At 71.5% G+C, this 20,321-nt stretch carries 19 protein-coding genes; 6 read left to right on the top strand and 13 right to left on the bottom strand.

Features of this window, described 5'->3' with window-relative positions; genetic code table 11:
• The first annotated feature begins 8 nt into the window (after positions 1–8).
• From G3N18_RS04695 to G3N18_RS04705, 3 genes are read left to right on the top strand one after another with little or no spacing between them, the layout of a single operon-like run.
• A complete protein-coding gene (locus G3N18_RS04695) occupies positions 9–407 on the top strand; it encodes a cytidine deaminase (RefSeq protein ID WP_196383144.1) in 399 nt (132 codons plus the stop codon).
• Entirely contained in the window at positions 404–1,696 is a 1,293-nt protein-coding gene (locus G3N18_RS04700) for a thymidine phosphorylase (RefSeq protein WP_196383145.1), read from the top strand. Before G3N18_RS04695 ends, G3N18_RS04700 begins: the two co-directional genes overlap by 4 nt.
• A gap of 37 nt (positions 1,697–1,733) precedes the next feature.
• Positions 1,734–2,849, top strand: a complete 1,116-nt coding sequence (locus G3N18_RS04705) for an adenosine deaminase (RefSeq protein ID WP_196383146.1) — start codon at positions 1,734–1,736, stop codon at positions 2,847–2,849.
• A gap of 107 nt (positions 2,850–2,956) precedes the next feature.
• Here G3N18_RS04705 and G3N18_RS04710 read toward each other — a convergent pair whose 3' ends face one another.
• The 7 genes from G3N18_RS04710 to G3N18_RS04740 all read right to left on the bottom strand — a co-directional run bounded on the left by G3N18_RS04710 (position 2,957) and on the right by G3N18_RS04740 (position 9,538).
• On the bottom strand, positions 2,957–3,715 hold the full coding sequence (locus G3N18_RS04710) for an alpha/beta hydrolase (RefSeq protein ID WP_338038272.1): 759 nt from the start codon (positions 3,713–3,715) through the stop codon (positions 2,957–2,959).
• 28 nt (positions 3,716–3,743) lie between these two features.
• Entirely contained in the window at positions 3,744–4,895 is a 1,152-nt protein-coding gene (locus G3N18_RS04715) for a mannitol-1-phosphate 5-dehydrogenase (protein ID WP_196383147.1), read from the bottom strand.
• A gap of 8 nt (positions 4,896–4,903) precedes the next feature.
• Positions 4,904–5,341, bottom strand: coding sequence for a PTS mannitol transporter subunit IIA (locus G3N18_RS04720; RefSeq protein WP_196383148.1), 438 nt, complete (start codon positions 5,339–5,341; stop codon positions 4,904–4,906).
• A 97-nt stretch (positions 5,342–5,438) separates the two neighbouring features.
• Complete coding sequence (locus tag G3N18_RS04725; protein WP_196383149.1) at positions 5,439–7,124, bottom strand: PTS mannitol transporter subunit IIBC; 1,686 nt, start codon at positions 7,122–7,124, stop codon at positions 5,439–5,441.
• A gap of 37 nt (positions 7,125–7,161) precedes the next feature.
• Positions 7,162–8,823 carry a phosphoenolpyruvate--protein phosphotransferase gene (ptsP, locus tag G3N18_RS04730; RefSeq protein WP_196383150.1) on the bottom strand — a complete coding sequence of 554 codons (1,662 nt, stop codon included), beginning with the start codon at positions 8,821–8,823 and terminating at the stop codon, positions 7,162–7,164.
• Positions 8,824–8,885: 62 nt separating this feature from the next.
• Positions 8,886–9,161, bottom strand: a complete 276-nt coding sequence (locus G3N18_RS04735) for an HPr family phosphocarrier protein (RefSeq protein ID WP_196383151.1) — start codon at positions 9,159–9,161, stop codon at positions 8,886–8,888.
• Positions 9,158–9,538: a PTS sugar transporter subunit IIB gene (locus G3N18_RS04740; protein ID WP_196383152.1), complete on the bottom strand. Its 381-nt coding sequence runs from the start codon at positions 9,536–9,538 to the stop codon at positions 9,158–9,160. Before G3N18_RS04740 ends, G3N18_RS04735 begins: the two co-directional genes overlap by 4 nt.
• A gap of 108 nt (positions 9,539–9,646) precedes the next feature.
• Between G3N18_RS04740 and G3N18_RS04745 the strand changes: the two genes are divergently transcribed.
• Positions 9,647–11,572, top strand: coding sequence for a PTS sugar transporter subunit IIA (locus tag G3N18_RS04745; RefSeq protein WP_196383153.1), 1,926 nt, complete (start codon positions 9,647–9,649; stop codon positions 11,570–11,572).
• Between the two features lie 38 nt (positions 11,573–11,610).
• Here G3N18_RS04745 and G3N18_RS04750 read toward each other — a convergent pair whose 3' ends face one another.
• From G3N18_RS04750 to G3N18_RS04760, 3 genes are all read right to left on the bottom strand, one after another.
• Positions 11,611–12,183: a GNAT family N-acetyltransferase gene (locus G3N18_RS04750; protein ID WP_196383154.1), complete on the bottom strand. Its 573-nt coding sequence runs from the start codon at positions 12,181–12,183 to the stop codon at positions 11,611–11,613.
• A 182-nt stretch (positions 12,184–12,365) separates the two neighbouring features.
• On the bottom strand, positions 12,366–14,087 hold the full coding sequence (locus G3N18_RS04755; protein ID WP_196383155.1) for a phospho-sugar mutase: 1,722 nt from the start codon (positions 14,085–14,087) through the stop codon (positions 12,366–12,368).
• An 8-nt stretch (positions 14,088–14,095) separates the two neighbouring features.
• Positions 14,096–14,926, bottom strand: a complete 831-nt coding sequence (locus G3N18_RS04760; RefSeq protein WP_196383156.1) for a purine-nucleoside phosphorylase — start codon at positions 14,924–14,926, stop codon at positions 14,096–14,098.
• An 89-nt stretch (positions 14,927–15,015) separates the two neighbouring features.
• Between G3N18_RS04760 and G3N18_RS04765 the strand changes: the two genes are divergently transcribed.
• Positions 15,016–16,467 carry an NAD(P)H-quinone dehydrogenase gene (locus G3N18_RS04765; protein ID WP_196383157.1) on the top strand — a complete coding sequence of 484 codons (1,452 nt, stop codon included), beginning with the start codon at positions 15,016–15,018 and terminating at the stop codon, positions 16,465–16,467.
• 34 nt (positions 16,468–16,501) lie between these two features.
• Here the strand turns inward: G3N18_RS04765 and G3N18_RS04770 are convergent, their stop codons facing one another.
• The 3 genes from G3N18_RS04770 to G3N18_RS04780 all read right to left on the bottom strand — a co-directional run bounded on the left by G3N18_RS04770 (position 16,502) and on the right by G3N18_RS04780 (position 19,506).
• Positions 16,502–16,966 (bottom strand): hypothetical protein, encoded by a 465-nt coding sequence (locus tag G3N18_RS04770; protein WP_338038273.1) that lies wholly within the window; start codon positions 16,964–16,966, stop codon positions 16,502–16,504.
• Positions 16,967–16,968: 2 nt separating this feature from the next.
• Positions 16,969–18,771, bottom strand: coding sequence for an acetyl/propionyl/methylcrotonyl-CoA carboxylase subunit alpha (locus tag G3N18_RS04775; protein WP_196383158.1), 1,803 nt, complete (start codon positions 18,769–18,771; stop codon positions 16,969–16,971).
• 78 nt (positions 18,772–18,849) lie between these two features.
• Positions 18,850–19,506 carry a Maf family protein gene (locus tag G3N18_RS04780; protein WP_196383159.1) on the bottom strand — a complete coding sequence of 219 codons (657 nt, stop codon included), beginning with the start codon at positions 19,504–19,506 and terminating at the stop codon, positions 18,850–18,852.
• Between the two features lie 161 nt (positions 19,507–19,667).
• Between G3N18_RS04780 and G3N18_RS04785 the strand changes: the two genes are divergently transcribed.
• The coding region (locus G3N18_RS04785) for a TRAM domain-containing protein (protein ID WP_196383160.1) at positions 19,668–20,321 on the top strand (654 nt) is incomplete at its 3' end.

Here is a 20,321-nt window from a genome sequence, read left to right on the forward strand (position 1 = left end):
CAGCCCCGATGACCGACATCGATTGGGACGAACTGCGCCGCGTGGCCACGGATGCCATGGCGCGCGCCTATGCGCCCTATTCGCGCTACAAGGTGGGCGCCGCGGCGCTCGTCGGCGACGGCCGCATCGTGGCCGGCTGCAACGTCGAGAACGCCTCGTACGGCGTGGGACTGTGCGCGGAGTGCGCGCTCGTCGGCGACCTGCACATGTCGGGCGGCGGCCAGCTGGTCGCGTTCGTGTGCGTCAACGGCGCGGGCGAGACGATCATGCCGTGCGGCCGCTGCCGCCAGCTGCTGAACGAGTTCGCCCTGCCGGGCATGCTGCTCGAAACCGTGTCGGGCATCCGCACGATCGACGAGGTGCTACCGGATGCCTTCGGCCCCCGAGACCTGGAGGCGGCACGATGAGCGCACCCGAACCGTTCGACGCGGTCGACGTCATCCGCATCAAGCGCGACAAGGGCCAGGTGCCCGAAGACGCCCTGCGCTGGATGGTCGACGCCTACACGCGCGAATACGTCGCCGACTCGCAGATGGCCGCCTTCGCGATGGCGGTGCTGCTCAACGGCATGACGCGCGACGAGATCCGCGTGATGACCGACGCGATGATCGCCTCGGGTGAGCGCATGAGCTTCGCCGGTCTCGGCAAGCCGACGGTCGACAAGCACTCCACCGGCGGGGTGGGCGACAAGATCACCCTGCCGCTCGCGCCGCTCGTGGCGTCGTTCGGCGTCGCCGTGCCGCAGCTCTCGGGGCGCGGCCTCGGCCACACGGGCGGCACGCTCGACAAGCTCGAGTCGATCCCGGGCTGGCGCGCGGCGCTGTCGAACGACGAGATCACCGCGCAGCTGCGCGGCGTCGGGGCCGTCATCTGCGCCGCCGGCACGGGCCTCGCGCCCGCCGACAAGCGTCTCTACGCCCTGCGCGACGTGACCGGAACGGTCGAGGCGATCCCGCTGATCGCGTCGAGCATCATGTCGAAGAAGATCGCCGAAGGAACCGGCGCGCTCGTGCTCGACGTGAAGTTCGGCGGCGGCGCGTTCATGCGCGACGTCGACATGGCACGCGAGCTCGCCCGCACGATGGTCGCCCTCGGCACCGACTCGGGCGTCGCGACGACGGCCCTGCTCACCGACATGAACACCCCGCTCGGGCTCACGATCGGCAACGCCAACGAGGTGCGCGAATCGGTCGAGGTGCTCGCCGGCGGCGGCCCCGCCGACATCGTCGAGCTCACCGTCGCCCTCGCCCGCGAGATGCTGACCCTCGCCGGTCAGCCCGACGCCGACGTCGAGAAGGCGCTGCAGAACGGGCAGGCCATGGATGCCTGGCGCGAGATGATCCGCGCGCAGGACGGCGACCCCGACGCGGCCCTTCCCGCCCCGCGCGAGACCCACACCGTGCTCGCACCCGCCTCGGGCGTGCTCACCCGCCTCGACGCGCTGCCGTTCGGCATCGCCGCCTGGCGGCTCGGCGCCGGCCGCGCGCGGGCGCAAGACCCCGTCATCCATTCGGCGGGCATCGATCTGCACGCCAGGCCCGGCGACGAGGTGCAGGCCGGTCAGCCGCTGTTCACCTTGCTGGCCGATGATGACACCCGGTTCGGCCGCGCCCTCGACGCCCTCGAGGGCGCGTGGGAGATCGGAGCGGATGCCCCGGCATCCACCCCGCTCGTCCTCGAACGCATCACCGCCTGACCTGCCCGACACCCCGTCGAAAACACAAGGAGCCACCATGGCCATCGACCAGCACGGCGACGCGATGCTTGACGGCGTCTCGATCCGTTCGCTTCCCAAGGTGTCGCTGCACGACCACCTCGACGGGGCGCTGCGCCCGCAGACCATCATCGAGCTCGCCGAGGCCGTCGACCTCGAGGTGCCCGAAAGTGACGCCGACGACCTCGCCGACTGGTTCGAAGACCAGAGCGACTCGGGCTCGCTCGTGGAGTACCTGAAGACGTTCGACCTCACCACGGCGGTCATGCAGACCGCCGACGGGCTCCGCCGCGTCGCGCGCGAGTTCGTCGAAGACCTCGCCGCCGACGGCGTGATCTACGGCGAGGTGCGCTGGGCGCCCGAGCAGCACCTCGCCGGCGGGCTGTCGCTCGAAGAGGCCGTCGAAGCCGTGCAGGAGGGCATCGAAGAGGGCGAAGACGAGGTGTCGGGCTCGGGCCGCGACATCCGCGTCGGGCAGCTGATCACCGCGATGCGCCACACCGACCGCTCGCTCGAGATCGCGAAGCTCGCGGTCGACTTCCGCGGTCGCGGCGCCGTCGGGTTCGACATCGCCGGCCCCGAAGACGGCTTCCCCGCCTCGAACCACCGGGCGGCGTTCGACTACCTGGCATCCGCGTTCTTCCCGGTCACCGTGCACGCCGGTGAGGCGGCGGGGCTCGACTCGATCCGCTCGGCCCTCATCGACGGGCGCGCGCTGCGCCTCGGCCACGGGGTGCGCATCGCCGAAGACCTCGACGTGGTGCAGCAGAAGGGCGATGAGGTGCTCGTCACCTTCGGCGACCTGGCGCGCTGGGTGCGCGACCGCGAGATCCCGCTCGAGCTGTCGCCGTCCTCGAACCTGCAGACCGGCGCCATCGCGCGCTGGGGCACGGCCCTCGAAGACCACCCGTTCGACCTGCTCTACCAGCTGGGCTTCGCCGTCACCGTGAACGTCGACAACCGCACGATGAGCCGCACCTCGCTCACGCGCGAGCTGGCGCTGCTCGCCGAGACGTTCGACTACCGCCTCGAAGACCTCGAGGCCTTCCAGCTGAACGCCGCCGCGGGCGCCTTCCTCTCGGTCGAAGAGCGCGAAGAGCTCATCGAGCTGATCGGCGAGGGCTTCTCGGCCTGAGCCCGCTCTCGTCGCGAATCACCACTCGTTTCGCGAATCACCGCCCCATCGGCGCCAATGCGGTGGTGATTCGGCGTGGGCGTGGTGATTCGCGGGCGCCGGGCGCGTCAGCGGGTGAGCGCGGATGCCAGGGTGCCGACCTGCTCGACCACGACGGCCTCGACCTCGGCGTCGGTCGCGGTGGGGGTGCCGTCGCCGGGCTGCGGGCCGTAGTCGCCGAAGGATGCGTCCGAGGCGCCGGGAATCTCGACCATGGTCGCGTCGGCGGGGAGCAGGTGCCGCGCGTCGGCGATCTTCTGCGGGGTCGACAGCCCGTCTTCAGACCCCGACAGGCTGAGCACCGGCAGCCCCGAGGCCGACAGATCGTTCGCGCAGTACGACGCGAACAGCACGAGCGCCTCGGCATCGGATGCCAGTTGGCACGCCTTCACGCCGCCGAGGGAGTGCCCGCCCACCATCCACGAGCCGACGCCCAGCGCGAGATCGGTGAAGGTCGACAGCGGCCGCAGGTCGAAGAACGCGAGGTTGAGCCACGCTTTCGTGATCACGACGGTCAGCCCGTCGTCGGTGACGAGGCCCAGGAGGATCGACGCGTACGCCCACGGATCGACCTTCGCGCCCGGGATGAACACGAGGCCGGCGCCGGTCTCCGAGGCGCCCGCGGGCGCGAGCACGATCGCCGCGCTGTCGTCGGTGATCGCGATGCGCTCGTCGGCGCGTACGGCGGCGAGCGGCTCGGGTTCGGCGGCCATGACGCCCACCTGGCTGTAGACGAGGATGCCGACGATCGCCGCCACCAGCAGACCGCCGACGATGCCGAGGGTCCAGCGGACGATGCGGCGGCCTCGGGAGCGTTTCTTCGTCACGGCCGCAGTTTACGGGCCGGGGCGCGCCTCAGCCGAGCTCGCCCTGGCGCCCGCGCACGACCTCTTCGACCGCGGCGAAGAGCGGATGCCCCGCCTCGAGACCGGTCACCGACGTCGTGAAGGCGGCGGCGTCCTCGTCGCGCAAGCGCTGCTGCAGCTCGACCGACTGCTCGTCGCTCGGCACGTCGAAGGCGAGAGCGGCGCCCATCGCCGCGACGAGCGCCGCCGTCGGCAGCCCGCGCTCCGCCGCCGAGGCGGCGGGGGAGACGAACCGCTCGTTGCGCGACAGCTTGCGCAGCGGCTGGCGGCCGACGCGCTCGACCGTGTCGGGCAGGGCCGGGTTGGCGAACCGGCGGAGGATCGTCGCCCGGTAGTCTGCGAGCTCCGTGGCATCCAACCCGTGCACCGCCTCGAGCAGAGCCGAGGTCTCTTCGAGGGTCGATTCGACCTTCGCGGCGATCTCGGGGTCGGCCAGCGCGTCGGAGATCTTCTCGATCCCCGCCTGCGCGCCGTAGTACGCCGTGGTGGCGTGGCCCGTGTTCACGGTGAAGAGCTTGCGCTCGATGTAGGGCGCGAGGTCGTCGACGAAGTGCGCCCCCGGAATGTGCGGCGGCTGGTCGCCGAACGGATGCCTCTCGATCGCCCACTCGTAGAACGGCTCGACGGTGACGTCGACGCCCTCGCCGGCGGGCTGCGCGGGAACGATGCGGTCGACGGCGGTGTTGGCGAACACGGCGCGCGCCGAGACGGCGTCCCACCCGTCGCCGGCCTGCTTCTGCATCTCTTCGCGCAGCAGATCGGTCGCGTCGATCGCGTTCTCGCACGCCATGATCTGCAGGGCCGGGCGCGCCGGGTCGCGCAGGGCGAGGCCTGCGACGATGTGCGGCGCGACGAAGCGCAGGATGGTCGGGCCGACCGCGGTGGTCACGACGTCGGCGGTGGACACCTCGTCGATGACGGCCTGCGCGTCGGCGGAGCTGTCGATCGCGCGGAACCCGGTGACGACCTTATCGGTGCCCCCGTCGCCGACCTCGTGCACCGTGTATTCGGAGACGGCATTGATCGCCTCGACGAGCGGCGCCGAGACGTCGGAGAAGACGAGCTCGTACCCGCCCTCGTGCAAGAGCAGACCGACGAACCCGCGGCCGATGTTGCCGGCTCCGAAGTGGACCGCTTTCATGGCGCGCCTCAGCCGTTCACCGACGAGAGCAGCGCGAACAGGTCTTCGGGGCTCGCCGCGGCCTTCAAGCGGGCGACCTCTTCGTCTTCGGAGAAGATCAGCGCGATCTGCGAGAGGATCTCGAGGTGCTCGTCGCCCTTGCCGGCGATGCCGACGACGAAGGTGACGTCGCGCCCGTCCCAGTCGATCCCGCCGTCGTAGCGCACGAACGACAGCGCCGAATCGAGGATCGCGTCTTTCGTCTCGTTCGTGCCGTGCGGGATGGCCAGCTCGTTGCCCATGTAGGTCGAGACGGTCTGCTCGCGCTGCAGCATGGCATCGAAGTAGGCCGCGGTCACCGCCCCGGCATCCTGCAAGATGCCCGCCGCCTCGCGCATCGCCTCTTCTTTGCTCACCGATCCGGGGTGGATACGGATCTGGTCGATCGTCAGCACGCTCTGCGTCATGATGTTGCTCTTTCTGTGGGACTGCGGGCGGGATACGTGTGGGGGAGCGACCGCGCGGCCGAGGGCGTGGTGCCGGCCCGGCCGCGCGGGGCTCTCGTCAGTTCTTCTCGTGCTGTTCGCGCACCAGGTTCACGACCTCGTCGTACTTCGGCGAGTTCATGAAGTTGTCGACCGAGACGTGCATCGCGTCGGGGGTGCGCCCGCGGGCGCGGTCGGTGAGCTGCTGCTGCGTGATCACGAGGTCTTCGGTGCCGTCGAGGTTCGCGATGGCCTTGTTGGTCACCGAGATGTCGTCGAATCCGGCCTTCTTGATCTTGTTGCGCAGCACGCTCGCGCCCATCGCCGACGATCCCATGCCCGCGTCGCACGCGAACACGATCGTCGAGATGTGCGCAGGTGCGCGGGTGGCACCGGCCGCGATGGCGTCGGCGGCGAAGTCGGCGCGCGTGGGCGCCTGGTCTCCGCCGACCGCGGCGTTCGCGGCAGCGCCCGCGCGCAGGTTCGACAGCGCCTCCGAGCTCTTGCCCTTGTTGGCCTCGGTCTGCGCGATCGCCGCCTCGAACGACGCGGATGCCTCGGCGTCGGCGGCCAGGTCGCGCTTGCGCGAAGCCCGCAGGATCACACCCGCGATGAGGAACGTGACGAGGGCGGCGAGGGCGACCGACAGGAGCACGACGAGCAGGTTCCCGACGCCGGGGCCGATCGCTGCGGCGCTGACGGCGATGATCGAGCCGGGGGCCGCCGGGAAGGCGAGGCCGCCGCCGAGCAGCATGTTGGTCGTGACGCCGGTGGCACCGCCCGCGATGAGGGCGAGGATCGTCATCGGCTTCGACAGCGCGTAAGGGAAGTAGATCTCGTGGATGCCCCCGAAGAACTGGATGATGATCGCGCCGGGAGCCGAGGCGCGCGCCGCACCGACACCGAAGAAGGTGAAGGCGAGCAGCAGGCCGAGGCCCGGTCCGGGGTTCGCCTCGATGAGGAACAGGATCGACTTGCCGGTCTCGGTCGCCTGCTCGATGCCGAGCGGGGTGAACACGCCGTGGTTGATGGCGTTGTTGAGGAACAGCACCTTCGCCGGTTCGACGATGATCGACAGCAGCGGCAGCAGGTTGAGCGAGACGAGCCAGTCGACGACGCTGCCGAGCACGGTCGAGACGCCGAGCATGACGGGGCCGAAGACGAAGAACCCGACGATGGCGAGGATCATGCCCAGGATGCCGGCGGAGAAGTTGTTCACCAGCATCTCGAAGCCGGGCTTGATCTTGCCGTCCCACAGCCGGTCCATCTGCTTGGTGACCCACGCGGCCAGCGGCCCCATGATCATCGCGCCGAGGAACATCGGGATGTCGGTGCCGACGATGACACCCATCGTCGCGATCGTGGCGACCACGCCGCCGCGCGCGCCGTAGACCATGCGGCCGCCGGTGTTCGCGATGAGAAGCGGCAGCAGGTAGGTCACCATCGGGCCGACGAGGCCGACGTAGGCGGCGAAGTTTCCGTTGTCGCCGCTCGCGAGGGCGGTCATCGCGCCCTGCCAGCCGATGGTCTCGGCGTTTCCGCCGCCGCCGATGATCTCGGCGACCGGGTACCAGTGCCAGCCGAACGGGCTCTCGGCCCCGAAGAAGCCCTTCGTGATGAAGAGCATCGTGATGAAGCCCCAGGCGATGAATGCCGCGATGTTGGGCATGATCATGCCCGAGAGGAAGGTGCCGAACCGCTGCACGCCGACGCGTGCGCGGTTGACACCTCCCGTCGTGCCTGTCGTAGGGGACGCCGTTGTCATGTCGAACTCCTTCGGGTGGGTGATGCAGGTGCCGCGCTCAGGCGGCGGTCTCGGCCGCAGCCTGCGCTGCAGCCCGGGCAGATGCCGCGTCATCGGCGGCGAGGGCGGCCTCGGCGATGCGCTGGGCGTCGGCGAGGGTGTGCTGCAGCAGCGAGGCGCGCACGTCGGCGAGCGCGGTGGGCGCCATCGACAGGCTCGTCGCGCCGAGGCCGACGAGCACGACCGCGAGGAGCGGGTCGGCGGCCGCCTCGCCGCAGATGCCGACGGGCTTACCGTTGACCTTGCCGCCGTCGGCCGTCATCTTGATGAGCGTCAGCACCGCGGGATGCCACGGGTCCTGATACGACGCCACCGAACCCAGCAGCCGGTCGGCGGCGAGGGTGTACTGCGTGAGGTCGTTGGTGCCGATCGAGGCGAAGTCGGCGATCTCGAGGTGGCGACGCGCCTGGATCGCCGAGGCGGGCACCTCGACCATGATGCCGGCGGTCTTGATGCCGTACTCCTTCGCGATGGTGACGAAGTATTGGGTCTCCTCGACCGTCGACACCATCGGCGCCATCACCCAGAGGTCCGCCTCGGTCGCTTTGTCGGCGTTCGCGAGGGCGGTGAGCTGCTCGCGCAGGATGTCTTCGCTCGCACGCAGCGCGCGAAGGCCGCGGAGGCCCAGCGCCGGGTTGTCTTCGTGGGCGTCGTTGAGGAAGGCGAGGGGCTTGTCGGCACCGGCATCCAGGGCCCGCACCACGACCTTCTTGCCGGGGAAGGCCTGCAGCAGCTCGGTGTACGAGGCGGTCTGCTCGTCGACGGTCGGCGCCTGCGTGGCCGAGAGGAAGAGGAATTCGGTGCGGAAGAGGCCGACGCCCTCGGCGCCGAGCTCGACGGCCTCGGCGGCCCCGCCCGGCTTGCCGAGGTTGGCGAGCAGGGGTACGGCCGTGCCGTCTTTGAGGGCGCCGGGGGTGATCGGGGCAGAGGCCGCCGCGGCGCGCGCGTCGGCACGGTGCTGCGCGGCCGCGAGCTCGTCGGCGCTCGGGTTCGTCGTGACGACGCCCTTCGCGGCATCCACGATCACCGTCTCGCCGTCGACGAGGTCCTTCGCCGCCGCCACGCCGACGACCGCGGGGATCGACTTCTCGCGCGCGAGGATCGCGGTGTGCGAGGTCGGTCCGCCGTCGGTCGTGACGAGGGCGAGCACCTTGTCGAGGTCGAGCAGGGCGGTGTCGGCGGGGGCGAGGTCTTTCGCGACGAGCACGAACGGGTGGCCCGGGTCGGGGATGCCGGGGGCGGGAAGGCCGCGCAGGCGCGCGATGACCCGCTGCGCCACGTCGTCGAGGTCGGCCGCGCGCTCGCCCAGATAGCCGCCCATCGCGGCGAGCTGATCGCGGAAGCTCGCAAACGCGTCGTAGACGGCGAACTCGCCCGTTTTGCCGGCGTTGACGCGGGTCGACACTTCGGCATCCAGGGTCGGGTCCTCGGCCATCATGGCCTGGGCCTCGAGCACCTCGCGGGCCATGCCGCCCGCCTTCTGCCCGCGCTCTTCGAGCTCGCGGGCGACCGCGGCGACGGCCTCGCGAACCCGGGCGAGCTCTTCGTCGGGGGTGCGTGTGCTGGGGGCGTCCTCGGGGGCGGGGGACGGCTCCGCCATACGGGCCACCGGGCCCTGGGCGACACCGAGTCCGATGCCCACTCCGCGCAGTTCGGTCATGTCCGTGATCTCCTTCGATTCAGTTGTCGTGCGAGGGGTCTTCGTGTCGATCCTCGGTGAGGTCAGGCCTCGTCGAAGTCGGTGGTCAGCAGCTCGGCGAGGGTGTCGAGCACCGAGGCCGCGTTCTCGCCGTCGGCGGTGAGGGTGACGTAGTCGCCCTTCTCTGCGCCGAGCGAGATGACGCCGAGGATGCTCGCCGCGTTGACCGGCGCGCCCGACCCCTTCGAGATGGTCACCGGGATGCCGGAGTCCTTCACCGCCTGCGCGAAGAGCTTCGCCGGGCGGGCGTGCAGTCCGTTCGATGATCCGATGCGGATCGTGCGGGTGACCTCGGTCATGCGGGATTCCTCTCTGTGGGGGTGGTTCGGTGGTCGGGGGTGGATGCCACGCTGTCGTGCGCCTCAGGGCGCACCGCCGTGGCCTCCGCCTCGACGAGGGCGAGCGTGCGCGTGCCGTCGATGTCGGTGAAGACATCGTCGGGGAGCAGGATCACCGCGGCGTCGCGCGACGCGGCCTCGAAGCGGATGCGATCGAGGGCGTGCCGCAGGTGCGGTCCGACGAGCACGATGTCAGCGGCGTCGAGGTCGATCGGCAGCGACTGCTCGGTGCCGGCGACCGCGCTGATCTGGCGGCCCGCCGCTTGCGCGGCGTGTCGCACTCTCTGCGCCACGAACGTGCTCGACGCTCCCGCGCCGCACACCACGAGGATCCTCATCGATCCGCCTCCTCTCCCGCCATTCTTGTGAAAGGGCTGGGAAGGGACAACCACACTCGCTTCCGCAGGGGCGGAAACCGGCCGTGCCGGGCGTGGTTGACTGGTCGGGTGAGCAGAGCGCGGCAGGATCGGGTGCTCTCGCTGCTCGTGCGCGAGGCCGACTGGATCACGGCGGGCGAACTCGCCGATGTCGTGGGGGTGACGCCGCGCAGCATCCGCAGCTACGTCACCGCGCTGAACGCCCGCGTGCCCGGCGGGGGCGTCGTCGAGTCGGGGCCCCTCGGCTACCACGCGGGGCCGGATGCCACGGCCGCCCTCCGCGCCATGGGCGACGCCGACACACCCCGCGAGCGGGTGCACCATCTCGTGCGGGCGCTGCTCGCGGCATCCGACGGCATCGACGTCTACGAGGCCGCCGACGGATTTCACGTCAGCGCGGCGACGATCGAGAGCGACCTCGGCCGGGTGCGGGCGCTGCTGGGCGGAAGCGGGATCGTGCTCGAGCGCACCGCCTCGCGCGCACGCCTGCGCGGCACCGAGATGGCGCAGCGCCGGCTGCTGTCGACGCTGGTGCACGAAGAGACCGACGAGGGTGCGTTCGACCTCGCGGCCGTGCGCCGCACGCTCGGTGAGGGGTCGATCGGGCCCGACGCCTTCGGGCCGTTCAAAGCCGATCTCGTCGCGGGGCTCGGCACGCTCGGCTACTTCGTGAACGAGTTCGGCATCGGCGACGTCATGCTGCACGTCGCGATCACGGCCGACCGGGTGGCGCACGGCCGCGCGCTCGAGGTGACCGTCGCGAACGAGCCGCCCGCCGCGCAGGAAGAGGTCGGTGCGCTGCTCGACCGGCTGTGCGACGAGCACCTCGGCGTGCGCCTCGGTGCGGGCGACCGCCGGCACCTCGCCGCGCTCGTGCTGAGCCGCGTCGTCGCGCCGGGGGCGAGCGAACCGGCATCCGTCATCCGCTCCCGCCTCGAGCCCGACGTCGAGCAGGCGGTGCGGGACGTCGTGCACCAGGCCGCGGTCGCCTTCCTCGTCGACGTCGACCACGAAGACTTCATCCTGCGCCTCGCCCTGCATGTGCAGAACCTGCGGCTGCGCGCCCGCGAGCAGGCGTGGTCGCGCAACCCGCTGACGCGCTCGCTCAAAGCCACCTACCCGATGATCTTCGAGATCGCGGTGTTCATCGCCGACGGACTGCGGGGGATTCTCGGCATCCCCCTCCTCGACGACGAGATCGCCTACATCGCGATGCACGTCGGCGGGCGGCTGGAACGCAGCCGCGGTGTCGGGGCGATTCCGACGGCGACGATCGTGTGCCCCGGCTACTACGAGCTGCACGAGCTGCTGCGATCGAGCGTCGACCGCTCGCTCGGGCAGGCCGTCGACGTCGTCGGGGTCGAGACGCGGGTCGACCCCGACTGGGAGGCGATCGACACCGACCTGGTGCTCACGACGATCGACCCGCCCGTCGTTTCGGATCGCGTCGTGCGCATTCAGCCCTTCCTCACCGAGGCCGACATCGAGCGGGTGCAGGCCGCCGCCGGTCGCGTGCGCCGCGGGCGGCGGCTCGCGCGCCTGCAGGGCGAACTCGGCCGCTACTTCTCGCCGAGCGCGTTCATCGGGCGGGTCGCCGCCGACGCGACCCCCGAGTCGGTCATCCGCGAACTCGGGGCACGGCTCGTCGCGCAGGGCGTCATCGACGACGGCTACGTCGAGCGCACGCTGGAGCGCGAACGGCTCTCGTCGACGGCGTTCACCGACGCGCTCGCCGTGCCGCACGCGCTCGGCATGACCGCCACCCGCACGGCCATCGCCGTGGCGATCGCGGAACCGTCGATGGCGTGGGGCGAGGGGCGTGTGCAGGTGATCGCGATGGTCGCCTTCTCGGAGAGCGACCGTGAGGCGTTCCAGACCGTCTTCGAGCAGCTCGTCGAGGTGTTCAGCGAGCGCGACAGCGTGCAGCGGATCGTGCGGCGCGGCACCGACTTCGGATCGTTCCTCGACGAGCTCGTCGCCGTCATCGACGGCTGAGGCTGGGGTGGGGCGCTGGCGCGCGCGGGTGGGGCGGGTCAGCCGCGAGCGAGGCGCTCTTCGAGGCCGCGCTTGACGGTCGGCCACTCGTGCGGCAGTACCGAGTAGACGACCGTGTCGCGGAGCGTTCCATCGGGGCCGAAGCGGTGGTTGCGCAAGATGCCGTCCTGCTTGGCGCCGAGGCGTTCGATCGCGGCGCGCGACTGGCGGTTGTGCCAGTGCGTGCGCAGTTCGACGGCGATCGCGTCGCACGTCTCGAACGCGTGGCCGAGCAGCAGCAGCTTCGCGGCGGTGTTGACGGCGGTGCGCTGCACGGTCGGCGACAGCCACGTGTAGCCGAGCTCGGTGCGGCGGTTGGGCTGATCGATGTTGCACAGGGTCGTCATGCCGACCGGCCGTCCGCCCGCGACGACGGCGAACGGGTTCATGCGCCCCGCGGCATGGTCGGCGAGCCGGTGCTCGATCTCGATGGATGCCGCGGCGGGCACCGAGGTGTACCACGCGTACTCCAGGCCCTGGGTGGCGGCATCGAGGCCGGCCGCATGGCTGGCATCCAGCGGCTCCAGGCGCACGTAGGGGTTCTCGAGCACGACGGGATCGGTCAGCAGCACAGACCGAGCCTACGCGCCGCGCCGGTCCGCCTGCGCCGGTACACCCGTGTCCCACAAGTGGTCGCTTTCGGGGGCCGAAGGCGACCACATGTGGGACGAGGGATACCCCGAAGGGGACAACCCCCGCCCCAGGTGGGACGAGGTCAGGCCTGCGCGGCGAGATCAGGGCTGTGCGGGCCGGGTCAGGCCTGCGCGGCGGCGATCAGGGCGCGGGCGCCGGCGTCGAGTGCGGCGAGGCGCGCGGCGGCGTCGTCGGCCGAGTCTCCCCGCGCGTCGAGGTAGGCCTTCAGCTTCGGCTCGGTGCCGCTCGGGCGCACGATCACGCGCGACCCGTCGACGAGCCGCAGGCGCAGCACGTCGGCGGGCGGCACGTCGGCCGAGGCATCCTCATCGCCCGTCAGCAGGTCTTCGAAGCGCTCCACCGCGACGCCGCCGATCTCCGTCGGCGGCGCGGCGCGGAGGGCCGCCATGATCCGGGCGATGATCGACACGTCATCGACCCGCAGCGACACCTGCCCCGACTGGAAGAAGCCGAACGTCGCGGCGAACTGGTCGAGCAGATCGGCGAGGGTGCGCCCCTGCTCGCGCGCCTCGGCGATCATGCCGAGCAGGGCCACCGCCGCTGAGACGCCGTCTTTGTCCCGCACGGTCTCGGGGTTCACGAGGTAGCCGAGCGCCTCTTCGAAGCCGAAGACGAGCCCCGGCGCGCGCGAGATCCACTTGAAGCCGGTGAGCGTCGCGTGGAAGTCGAGACCGTAGTGGTCCGCGACCGTCTCGAGGCCGGGCGACGACACGAGCGAGCAGGCGAGGGATGCCGGGGCGACGAGCCCCGCGTCGGCGGCGCGCTGCGCAGCCCGCCACCCGAGCAGCAGCCCGGTCTCGTTCCCGGTCAGCCGGCGCCACCCGCCCTCGGCGGCCGGATCGGGGATCGCGACGGCGAGCCGGTCGGCGTCGGGGTCGTTGGCGAGCACGAACTCGGCCCCCGCCTCGCGCGCCGTCGCAAACGACAGGTCCATCGCGCCGGGCTCTTCGGGGTTCGGGAACGCGACGGTCGGGAACGCGCCGTCGGGCTCGATCTGCTGCTCGACGACGACCGGCAGCGGGTAGCCGGCGAGACGCAGGATCGCGCTCAGCGTCTCGTAGCCCACGCCGTGCATCGCAGTGTAGACCCAGTTCATGCCGGCCGCGCCGGCGGGCGCCGGGGCGACGGTCGCGGTCGCCGCGACGTACGCGTCGATCACCGCTTCGTCGGCGAGCTCGTAGGCGCCGCGGGGCAGGTCGGCGACGGATGCCTCGGCCGCCACCCGATCGATGTGCGCGGCGATCTCGGCGTCGGCGGGCGACACGATCTGCGAGCCTTCGTCGGCGCCGCCGAGGTAGACCTTGTAGCCGTTGTCGTCGGGCGGGTTGTGCGACGCGGTCACCATGACGCCGGCGTCGGCGCCCAGGTGCCGCACCGCGAAGGCGAGCACGGGGGTGGGGAGCAACCGTGGCAGCAAGATGGCGCGAAGGCCCGCCCCGGCGAAGAGCTCGGCCGAGTCCTGGGCGAACACGTCGGAGTTCCGCCGGCCGTCGTAGCCGATCACGACCGTCGGCGGGGCATCCGTGCCCGCGGAGCCCGCCTTCTCGACGAGGTACGCCGCGAACCCGGCCGCGGCCTGCGCGACGAGCACGCGGTTCATGCGGTTGCTGCCTGCGCCGAGGCGTCCGCGCAGACCCGCCGTGCCGAACGCGAGGCGCGCGCCGAAGCGGTCGTGCAGGTCGTCGGCAGCCGCGGCGTCGCCCGCCTCGGCATCTCTGATCAGCGCCGCGAGCTCTGCGCGGGTGACCTCGTCGGGGTCTTGTGCGAGCCAGGCGCGCGCCGCGGCGAGCACCCCCTCGAGCGGGGCGGCCGTGGCATCCATTGCGCCGCTCACAGCTGACCGATCACGCGCGCGAGCAGGTCGGAGATCACGGGCTCGGCCGCCTGACCCGCCTCGATGACCTCGGCGTGGCTGAGCGGGGTCTTCTGAATGCCGGCGGCGAGGTTCGTGATGAGCGAGAACCCGAGCACCTCCATGCCGGCCTGACGAGCCGCGATCGCTTCGAGCGCGGTCGACATGCCGACGATGTGTCCGCCGATGGTCTTCGCCATCTGCACTTCGGCGGGCGTCTCGTAGTGCGGTCCGCGAAACTGGCAGTACACGCCCTCGTCCAGCGTCGGGTCGACCTGTCGCGCCAGGTCGCGCAGCCGCGACGAGTACAGGTCGGTCAGGTCGATGAACGTCGCGCCCTCGAGCGGCGAGTCGGCGGTGAGGTTGATGTGATCGCTGATGAGCACCGGCGTGCCGGGCGTCCAGGTCTCTTTGATGCCGCCGGCGCCGTTGGTGAGGACCATCGTGGTCGCGCCGGTCGCGGCGGCCGTCCGCACGCTGTGCACCACGCGCCGCACGCCGTGGCCCTCGTAGTAGTGCGTGCGCGCGCCGATGACGAGCACGCGCTTGCCGCCGGGCGTCAGAATCGATCGCAGTGAGCCGATGTGCCCGGCGAGGGCGGGCTTCGAGAATCCGGTGACCTCGGTGGCCGGGATCGTCGCGGTCGTCTCGCCGATGAGCTCCGCAGCCTTCCCCCAGCCGCTGCCGAGCGTGAGGGCGATGTCGTGGTGGTCGACGCCGGTGAGACGGGCGATGTCGGATGCCGCCTGCGCGGCGACCTCGAAGGGGTCGGCGGCGGGGTCGTCGAGAGGATTCGTGTACGCAGACATGGCTCCACTCTAGAATCCCCACCCGGCGGTCTGCTGAGCCGCCTCTCGCCCCGTCGTCGGAGAGCCCGGGCGCCTGAGAGAATGGACAGGTGTCAGCGAGCTTCGCCTTTTCCCCGTCCGTCGCCGTCCTCGGCGGGGGCCCCGGGGGCTACGAAGCGGCGCTCGCCGCCGCCCAGCTCGGGGCCGAGGTCACCCTCGTCGAGCGGGCCGGGGTCGGCGGGGCGGCGGTCATCACCGACGTCGTTCCCTCCAAGAGCCTCATCGCGACCGCCGACGCCGCGGTCGCGATCTCGGAGGCATCCGATCTGGGGGTCGAATTCTTCGCGAAGGGCGAGAGCGGCAGGCCGCTGAAGCCCGAGGTCGCGATCAACCTCGCCGCCGTCAACAAGCGCCTGCTGTCGCTGGCCCGTCAGCAGTCCGACGACATGCGCGGCCAGCTGCTCGAGGCGGGCGTGCGGATCATCTCCGGGCACGGCCGGCTCGACGACGCGCATTCGGTGATCGTGGCGACAGGCCCCGGCGGCACCGACTTCGATCGGGTCGAGGCCGACACCCTCGTCGTCGCCGTGGGCGCGTCGCCGCGCGAGCTGCCGAGCGCGAGGCCCGACGGCGAGCGCATCCTCACCTGGACCCAGCTCTACGACATGAAGGCGCTGCCCGAGCACCTCATCGTCGTCGGCTCGGGCGTGACGGGCGCCGAGTTCGCCTCGGCGTACATGAACCTCGGTGCGACGGTGACGCTCATCTCGTCGCGCGACCAGGTGCTGCCGGGCGAAGACCACGATGCCGCGCTCGTGCTCGAGAACGTCTTCCGCCGCGGCGGGATGACGGTGCTGTCGAAGTCGCGCGCGCAGGGGGTCGAGCGTGTCGGCGACGGCGTCGTCGTGACCCTCTCCGACGGCCGCACCGTCGAGGGCAGCCACTGCCTGCTGGCGGTGGGCTCGATTCCCAACACCGCTGGCATCGGGCTCGAGAAGGCGGGCGTGCAGCTCACCGAGTCGGGGCACATCCGGGTGAACCGCGTCGCCCGCACGTCGGTGTCGAACATCTATGCGGCCGGCGACTGCACGACGTTCGTGCCCCTGGCATCCGTCGCGTCCATGCAGGGGCGCACCGCGATCTTCCACGCCCTCGGCGACACCGTGATCCCGATCGAGCGGCGTCGCATCACGGCGAACATCTTCACCGCCCCCGAGATCGCGACCGTCGGCAGGCAGGAGAAGGACCTCGAGACGGGCGCCATCAACGGGTACGTGCACAAGCTGCCGCTCGCCGCGAACGCGCGGGCGAAGATGATGGGCATCTCCGACGGTTTCGTCAAGATCATCGCCCGCGAGGGGTCGGGCACCGTCATCGGCGGCGTCATCGTCGCACCCCGCGCGTCGGAGCTCATCTACCCCATCGCGATCGCCGTCGAGCGGCGCCTGACGGTCGACCAGGTCTCGCGCGTGTTCGCCGTGTTCCCCTCGCTCACCGGGTCGATCACGGATGCCACGCGCGCGATGCACCTCGTGAACCGCGACGACGACTTCTTCGGCTGACCCCCGCGCCCGATGGGCGTTGCCCCGAGCGGGGTCAGCGCCGCAGCTGGGCGGTCCAGACGCCCTCGCCGTCGGCCGAGGTCGCCGAGACCGAGAGCGACACGAGGTCGCGCACCGCGATCGGCACCGCGATGGCCGTGCGCGACGCGCCGCCCTGGCAGACGATGTCTTGACGGCTGTCGATGGTCGACCCCTCGGCGACGAACGTGAGCGAGAATTCGGCCCGATCGGTGCCGATGCAGCGCAGCTCGAGCGACTGGAACTCGGTCGGGGACGCGAACGAGACGGTCTCGGGCGCCTGATCGCCGCCGGCGACGGTGCCGCTGACCGTGGCATCCGGCGCGCTGTCGACGATCGCCGAAGCCCACGTCTGCCACGCCGCGCGGTCGGTGTCCGACGGGCCGCTCGCGCCGCAGCCCGCAAGGCCCGCGACGAGCAGCACGGATGCCACGGCGACGCCCGCCCGCACCGCCGTCGATCCCCGCTGCGCGCGCGTCACGGTCAACAGATCGTCAGCAGCTGGTGGCCCGACGACACGGTCGTGCCGGGGGTCGCGTCGATCGCGCCGACGACACCGTCTTTGTGCGCCTGCAGGGGCTGTTCCATCTTCATCGCCTCGAGCACGACGACGAGGTCGCCCTTGACGACCTGCTGGCCCTCGGCGACGGCGACCTTGACGACGGTCGCCTGCATCGGCGACTTCACGGCGTCGCCCGAGGCGGCTGCCGACGCCGACGGGGCGTGCGACCGGCGCGACGGGGGAGCGGCGGCGGGGCGGCCGATCTTCACGGGCGCCACGGCGATGCGGTCGGGCAGGCTCACCTCGAGGCGCTTGCCCGACACCTCGACGACGACGGTGTGGCGCGGCTCGGCCTCTGCGGGCGCCTCGGCTTCGCCGTCCCACGGCGGAATGTCGTTCGCGAACTCGGTCTCGATCCAGCGCGTGAACACGCCGAACTTTCCGTCTTCTGCTGTGAAGGCCGGGTCGCGCACGACCTTGCGGTGGAAGGGCAGCACGGTCGGCATGCCCGCGACCTCGAACTCGTCGAGCGCGCGGCGCGAGCGCTCGAGCGCCTCGGCGCGGTCACGCCCCGTGACGATGAGCTTGCCGAGCAGCGAGTCGAACGCTCCCGAGACGCTGTCACCGGCGGTGACGCCGGAGTCGAGGCGGATGCCGGGGCCACCGAACGTCTTGAACTGGTGGATGCGGCCGGGCTGGGGCAGAAAGCCGCGCCCCGGGTCTTCGCCGTTGATGCGGAACTCGATCGAGTGGCCGAGCGGTTCGGGGTCGTCGTAGTCGAGCGTGCCGCCCTCGGCGAGGCGGAACTGCTCGCGCACGAGGTCGATGCCGGTCACCTCTTCGGAGACGGGGTGCTCGACCTGCAGGCGCGTGTTGACCTCGAGGAACGAGATGGTGCCATCGGCTCCGATGAGGAACTCGCACGTGCCGGCGCCGACGTAGCCGACCTCGCGGAGGATGGCCTTCGACGATTCGTAGAGGGTGCGGTTCTGCTCGTCGGTGAGGAACGGGGCGGGCGCCTCTTCGACGAGCTTCTGGTGGCGACGCTGCAGTGAGCAGTCGCGCGTCGAGATGACGACGACGTTGCCCTCGGCATCGGCCAGGCACTGCGTCTCGACGTGGCGCGGCTTGTCGAGGTACTTCTCGACGAAGCACTCGCCGCGGCCGAACGCCGCGACCGCTTCGCGGGTGGCGGATTCGAACAGCTCGGCGACCTCGCCCAGCTCGCGGGCGACCTTGAGGCCCCGACCGCCGCCGCCGTAGGCCGCCTTGATCGCGATCGGCAGGCCGACCTGTTCGGCGAAGGCGACGACCTCGTCGGCGCCCGAGACGGGGCCGGGCGTTCCGGGGGCCAGCGGTGCGCCGACCTTCTCGGCCACGGCGCGGGCGGTGACCTTGTCGCCGAGGGATTCGATCGCCTCGGGCGACGGGCCGATCCAGATGAGTCCGGCGTTCTGCACGGCGCGGGCGAAGTCGGCGTTCTCGGCGAGGAAGCCGTAGCCGGGGTGCACGGCGTCGGCGCCCGAGCGGCGGGCGACCGAGAGGATCTTGTCGATCGAGAGGTACGTCTCGGCGCTCGTCGAGCCTTCGAGGGCATAGGCCTCGTCGGCGAGCTTCGCGTGCATGGCATCGCGGTCCTGGTCGGCGTAGACGGCGACCGAGCCTTTACCGGCATCGCGCGCGGCGCGGATCACGCGCACGGCGATCTCGCCCCGGTTGGCGACGAGCACCTTGGTGATCGTGCGAGGGTTCGCCGGGCGCGCCGGTGCGTCGAGAGAAGGCATGGATGCCAGCCTACCCACGCCGGGCGGGTCGGCTTTGGATCACTCGCACAAGATCAGCGAGGAATCGTGTGCGACAAGCTACGAGGCATCCGTGCGGTTCCACAGCTGCGTCCAGGTGACGCCCAGGTCGGTGCACAGGTGCCGCAGGGTCGACAACGACATGCCGACGACGGTCGACGGGTCGCCCTCGACGCGCTCGATGAACGCTCCGCCGAGGCTGTCGACGGTGAACGCGCCGGCGACCTGCAGGGGCTCGCCGGTGCCGACGTAGGCGTCGATCTCGGCATCCGTGACGTCGGCGGCGAAGGTGACCGAGGCTGCGGCGACGGCGTGCGCCTCGCGCACCGGTTCCCCGGGGGCGATGCGGTAGACACTGTGGCCCGAGTGCAGTACCCCGGTGCGCCCGCGCATCGCGCGCCAGCGCGCGGCGGCGACCTCGGCGGTGTAGGGCTTGCCGAGTACGGCGCCGTCGAGCTCGAACATCGAGTCGCCGCCGATCACGATGCCGTCGAACTGCGGATCTTCGGCGGCGACGGTCGCCGCGACGTCGGCGGCCTTGCGCCGTGCGAGCACGAGCACGTGCTCGTCGGGCGCGAGCGTGCGAGCCTCGTGGGTCTCGATCGCCGCGATGACCGCCTCTTCGTCGACGGCGGGGGAGCGCGTCTCGGGTTCGATGCCCGCCTGCCGTAGCAGCATGAGGCGGGCGGGAGAAGTGGATGCCAGGCACACGCGCATGCGCCCCAGCGTAAACCGCCCCGCCCGCCCGCCCCGCGCCCGCCCGCTTCCACCCCGAGAAGGCATGCAGCGCGGCAGGCGATGCGGCGTCTGGCGCGCTGCATGCCGTTTCGGTAAGGGAGGGCGCCAGAGCGGGCGCGGGGGTGTGGGAGAGTCGAGGGATGCAGCCCGGCGAATCTCTCGATCTCGATGTCACCGACGTCGCTCACGGCGGCGTGTTCGTCGCGCGGCACGAGGGGCGGGTCGTCTTCGTCGAGGGGGCGATCCCGGGCGAGCGCGTGCGCGCCGAGCTCACCGACGCGTCGAAGGCGTCATTCTGGCGCGCCGACATCGTCGATGTGCTGGATGCCTCGCCGCACCGCCGCCCGCACGTGTGGGCCGCGGCCGACGTGAGCGTCGCCCCGGCCGATCGCCCCGGCGGGGCGGACTTCGGCCACATCGACCTCGCCGAGCAGCGGGTGCTGAAAAAGCGTGTGCTCGACGATGCGCTCGTGCGCTTCGGCGGCATCGCGGAGCCGGTGACGACGATCTCACCCGCGGGAAAACCCGGCGAAGAGGCCCCGGGCGCGCTCGGGTGGCGCACCCGCGTGAGCCTGCACGTCGACGACGAGGGCCGCATCGGCCCGTTCGCCGCCCGCAGCCACCGGGTGATCGAGACCCCCGATCTGCCGCTCGCCACCGCCGAGATCGAAGCCGTCGCGCGCGGCCTCGAGGGGTTCGGGCCGGGCCGTGTCGACCTCGTGCAGCCCGCCGAAGGCGGCGTGCGCGTGATCGTGCGCCCCGCCGCACCCGCGCGCACCCGCCCCGACGGCGCC

The organism is Microbacterium paulum, assembly GCF_015707995.1.
Classification (GTDB): domain Bacteria; phylum Actinomycetota; class Actinomycetes; order Actinomycetales; family Microbacteriaceae; genus Microbacterium; species Microbacterium paulum.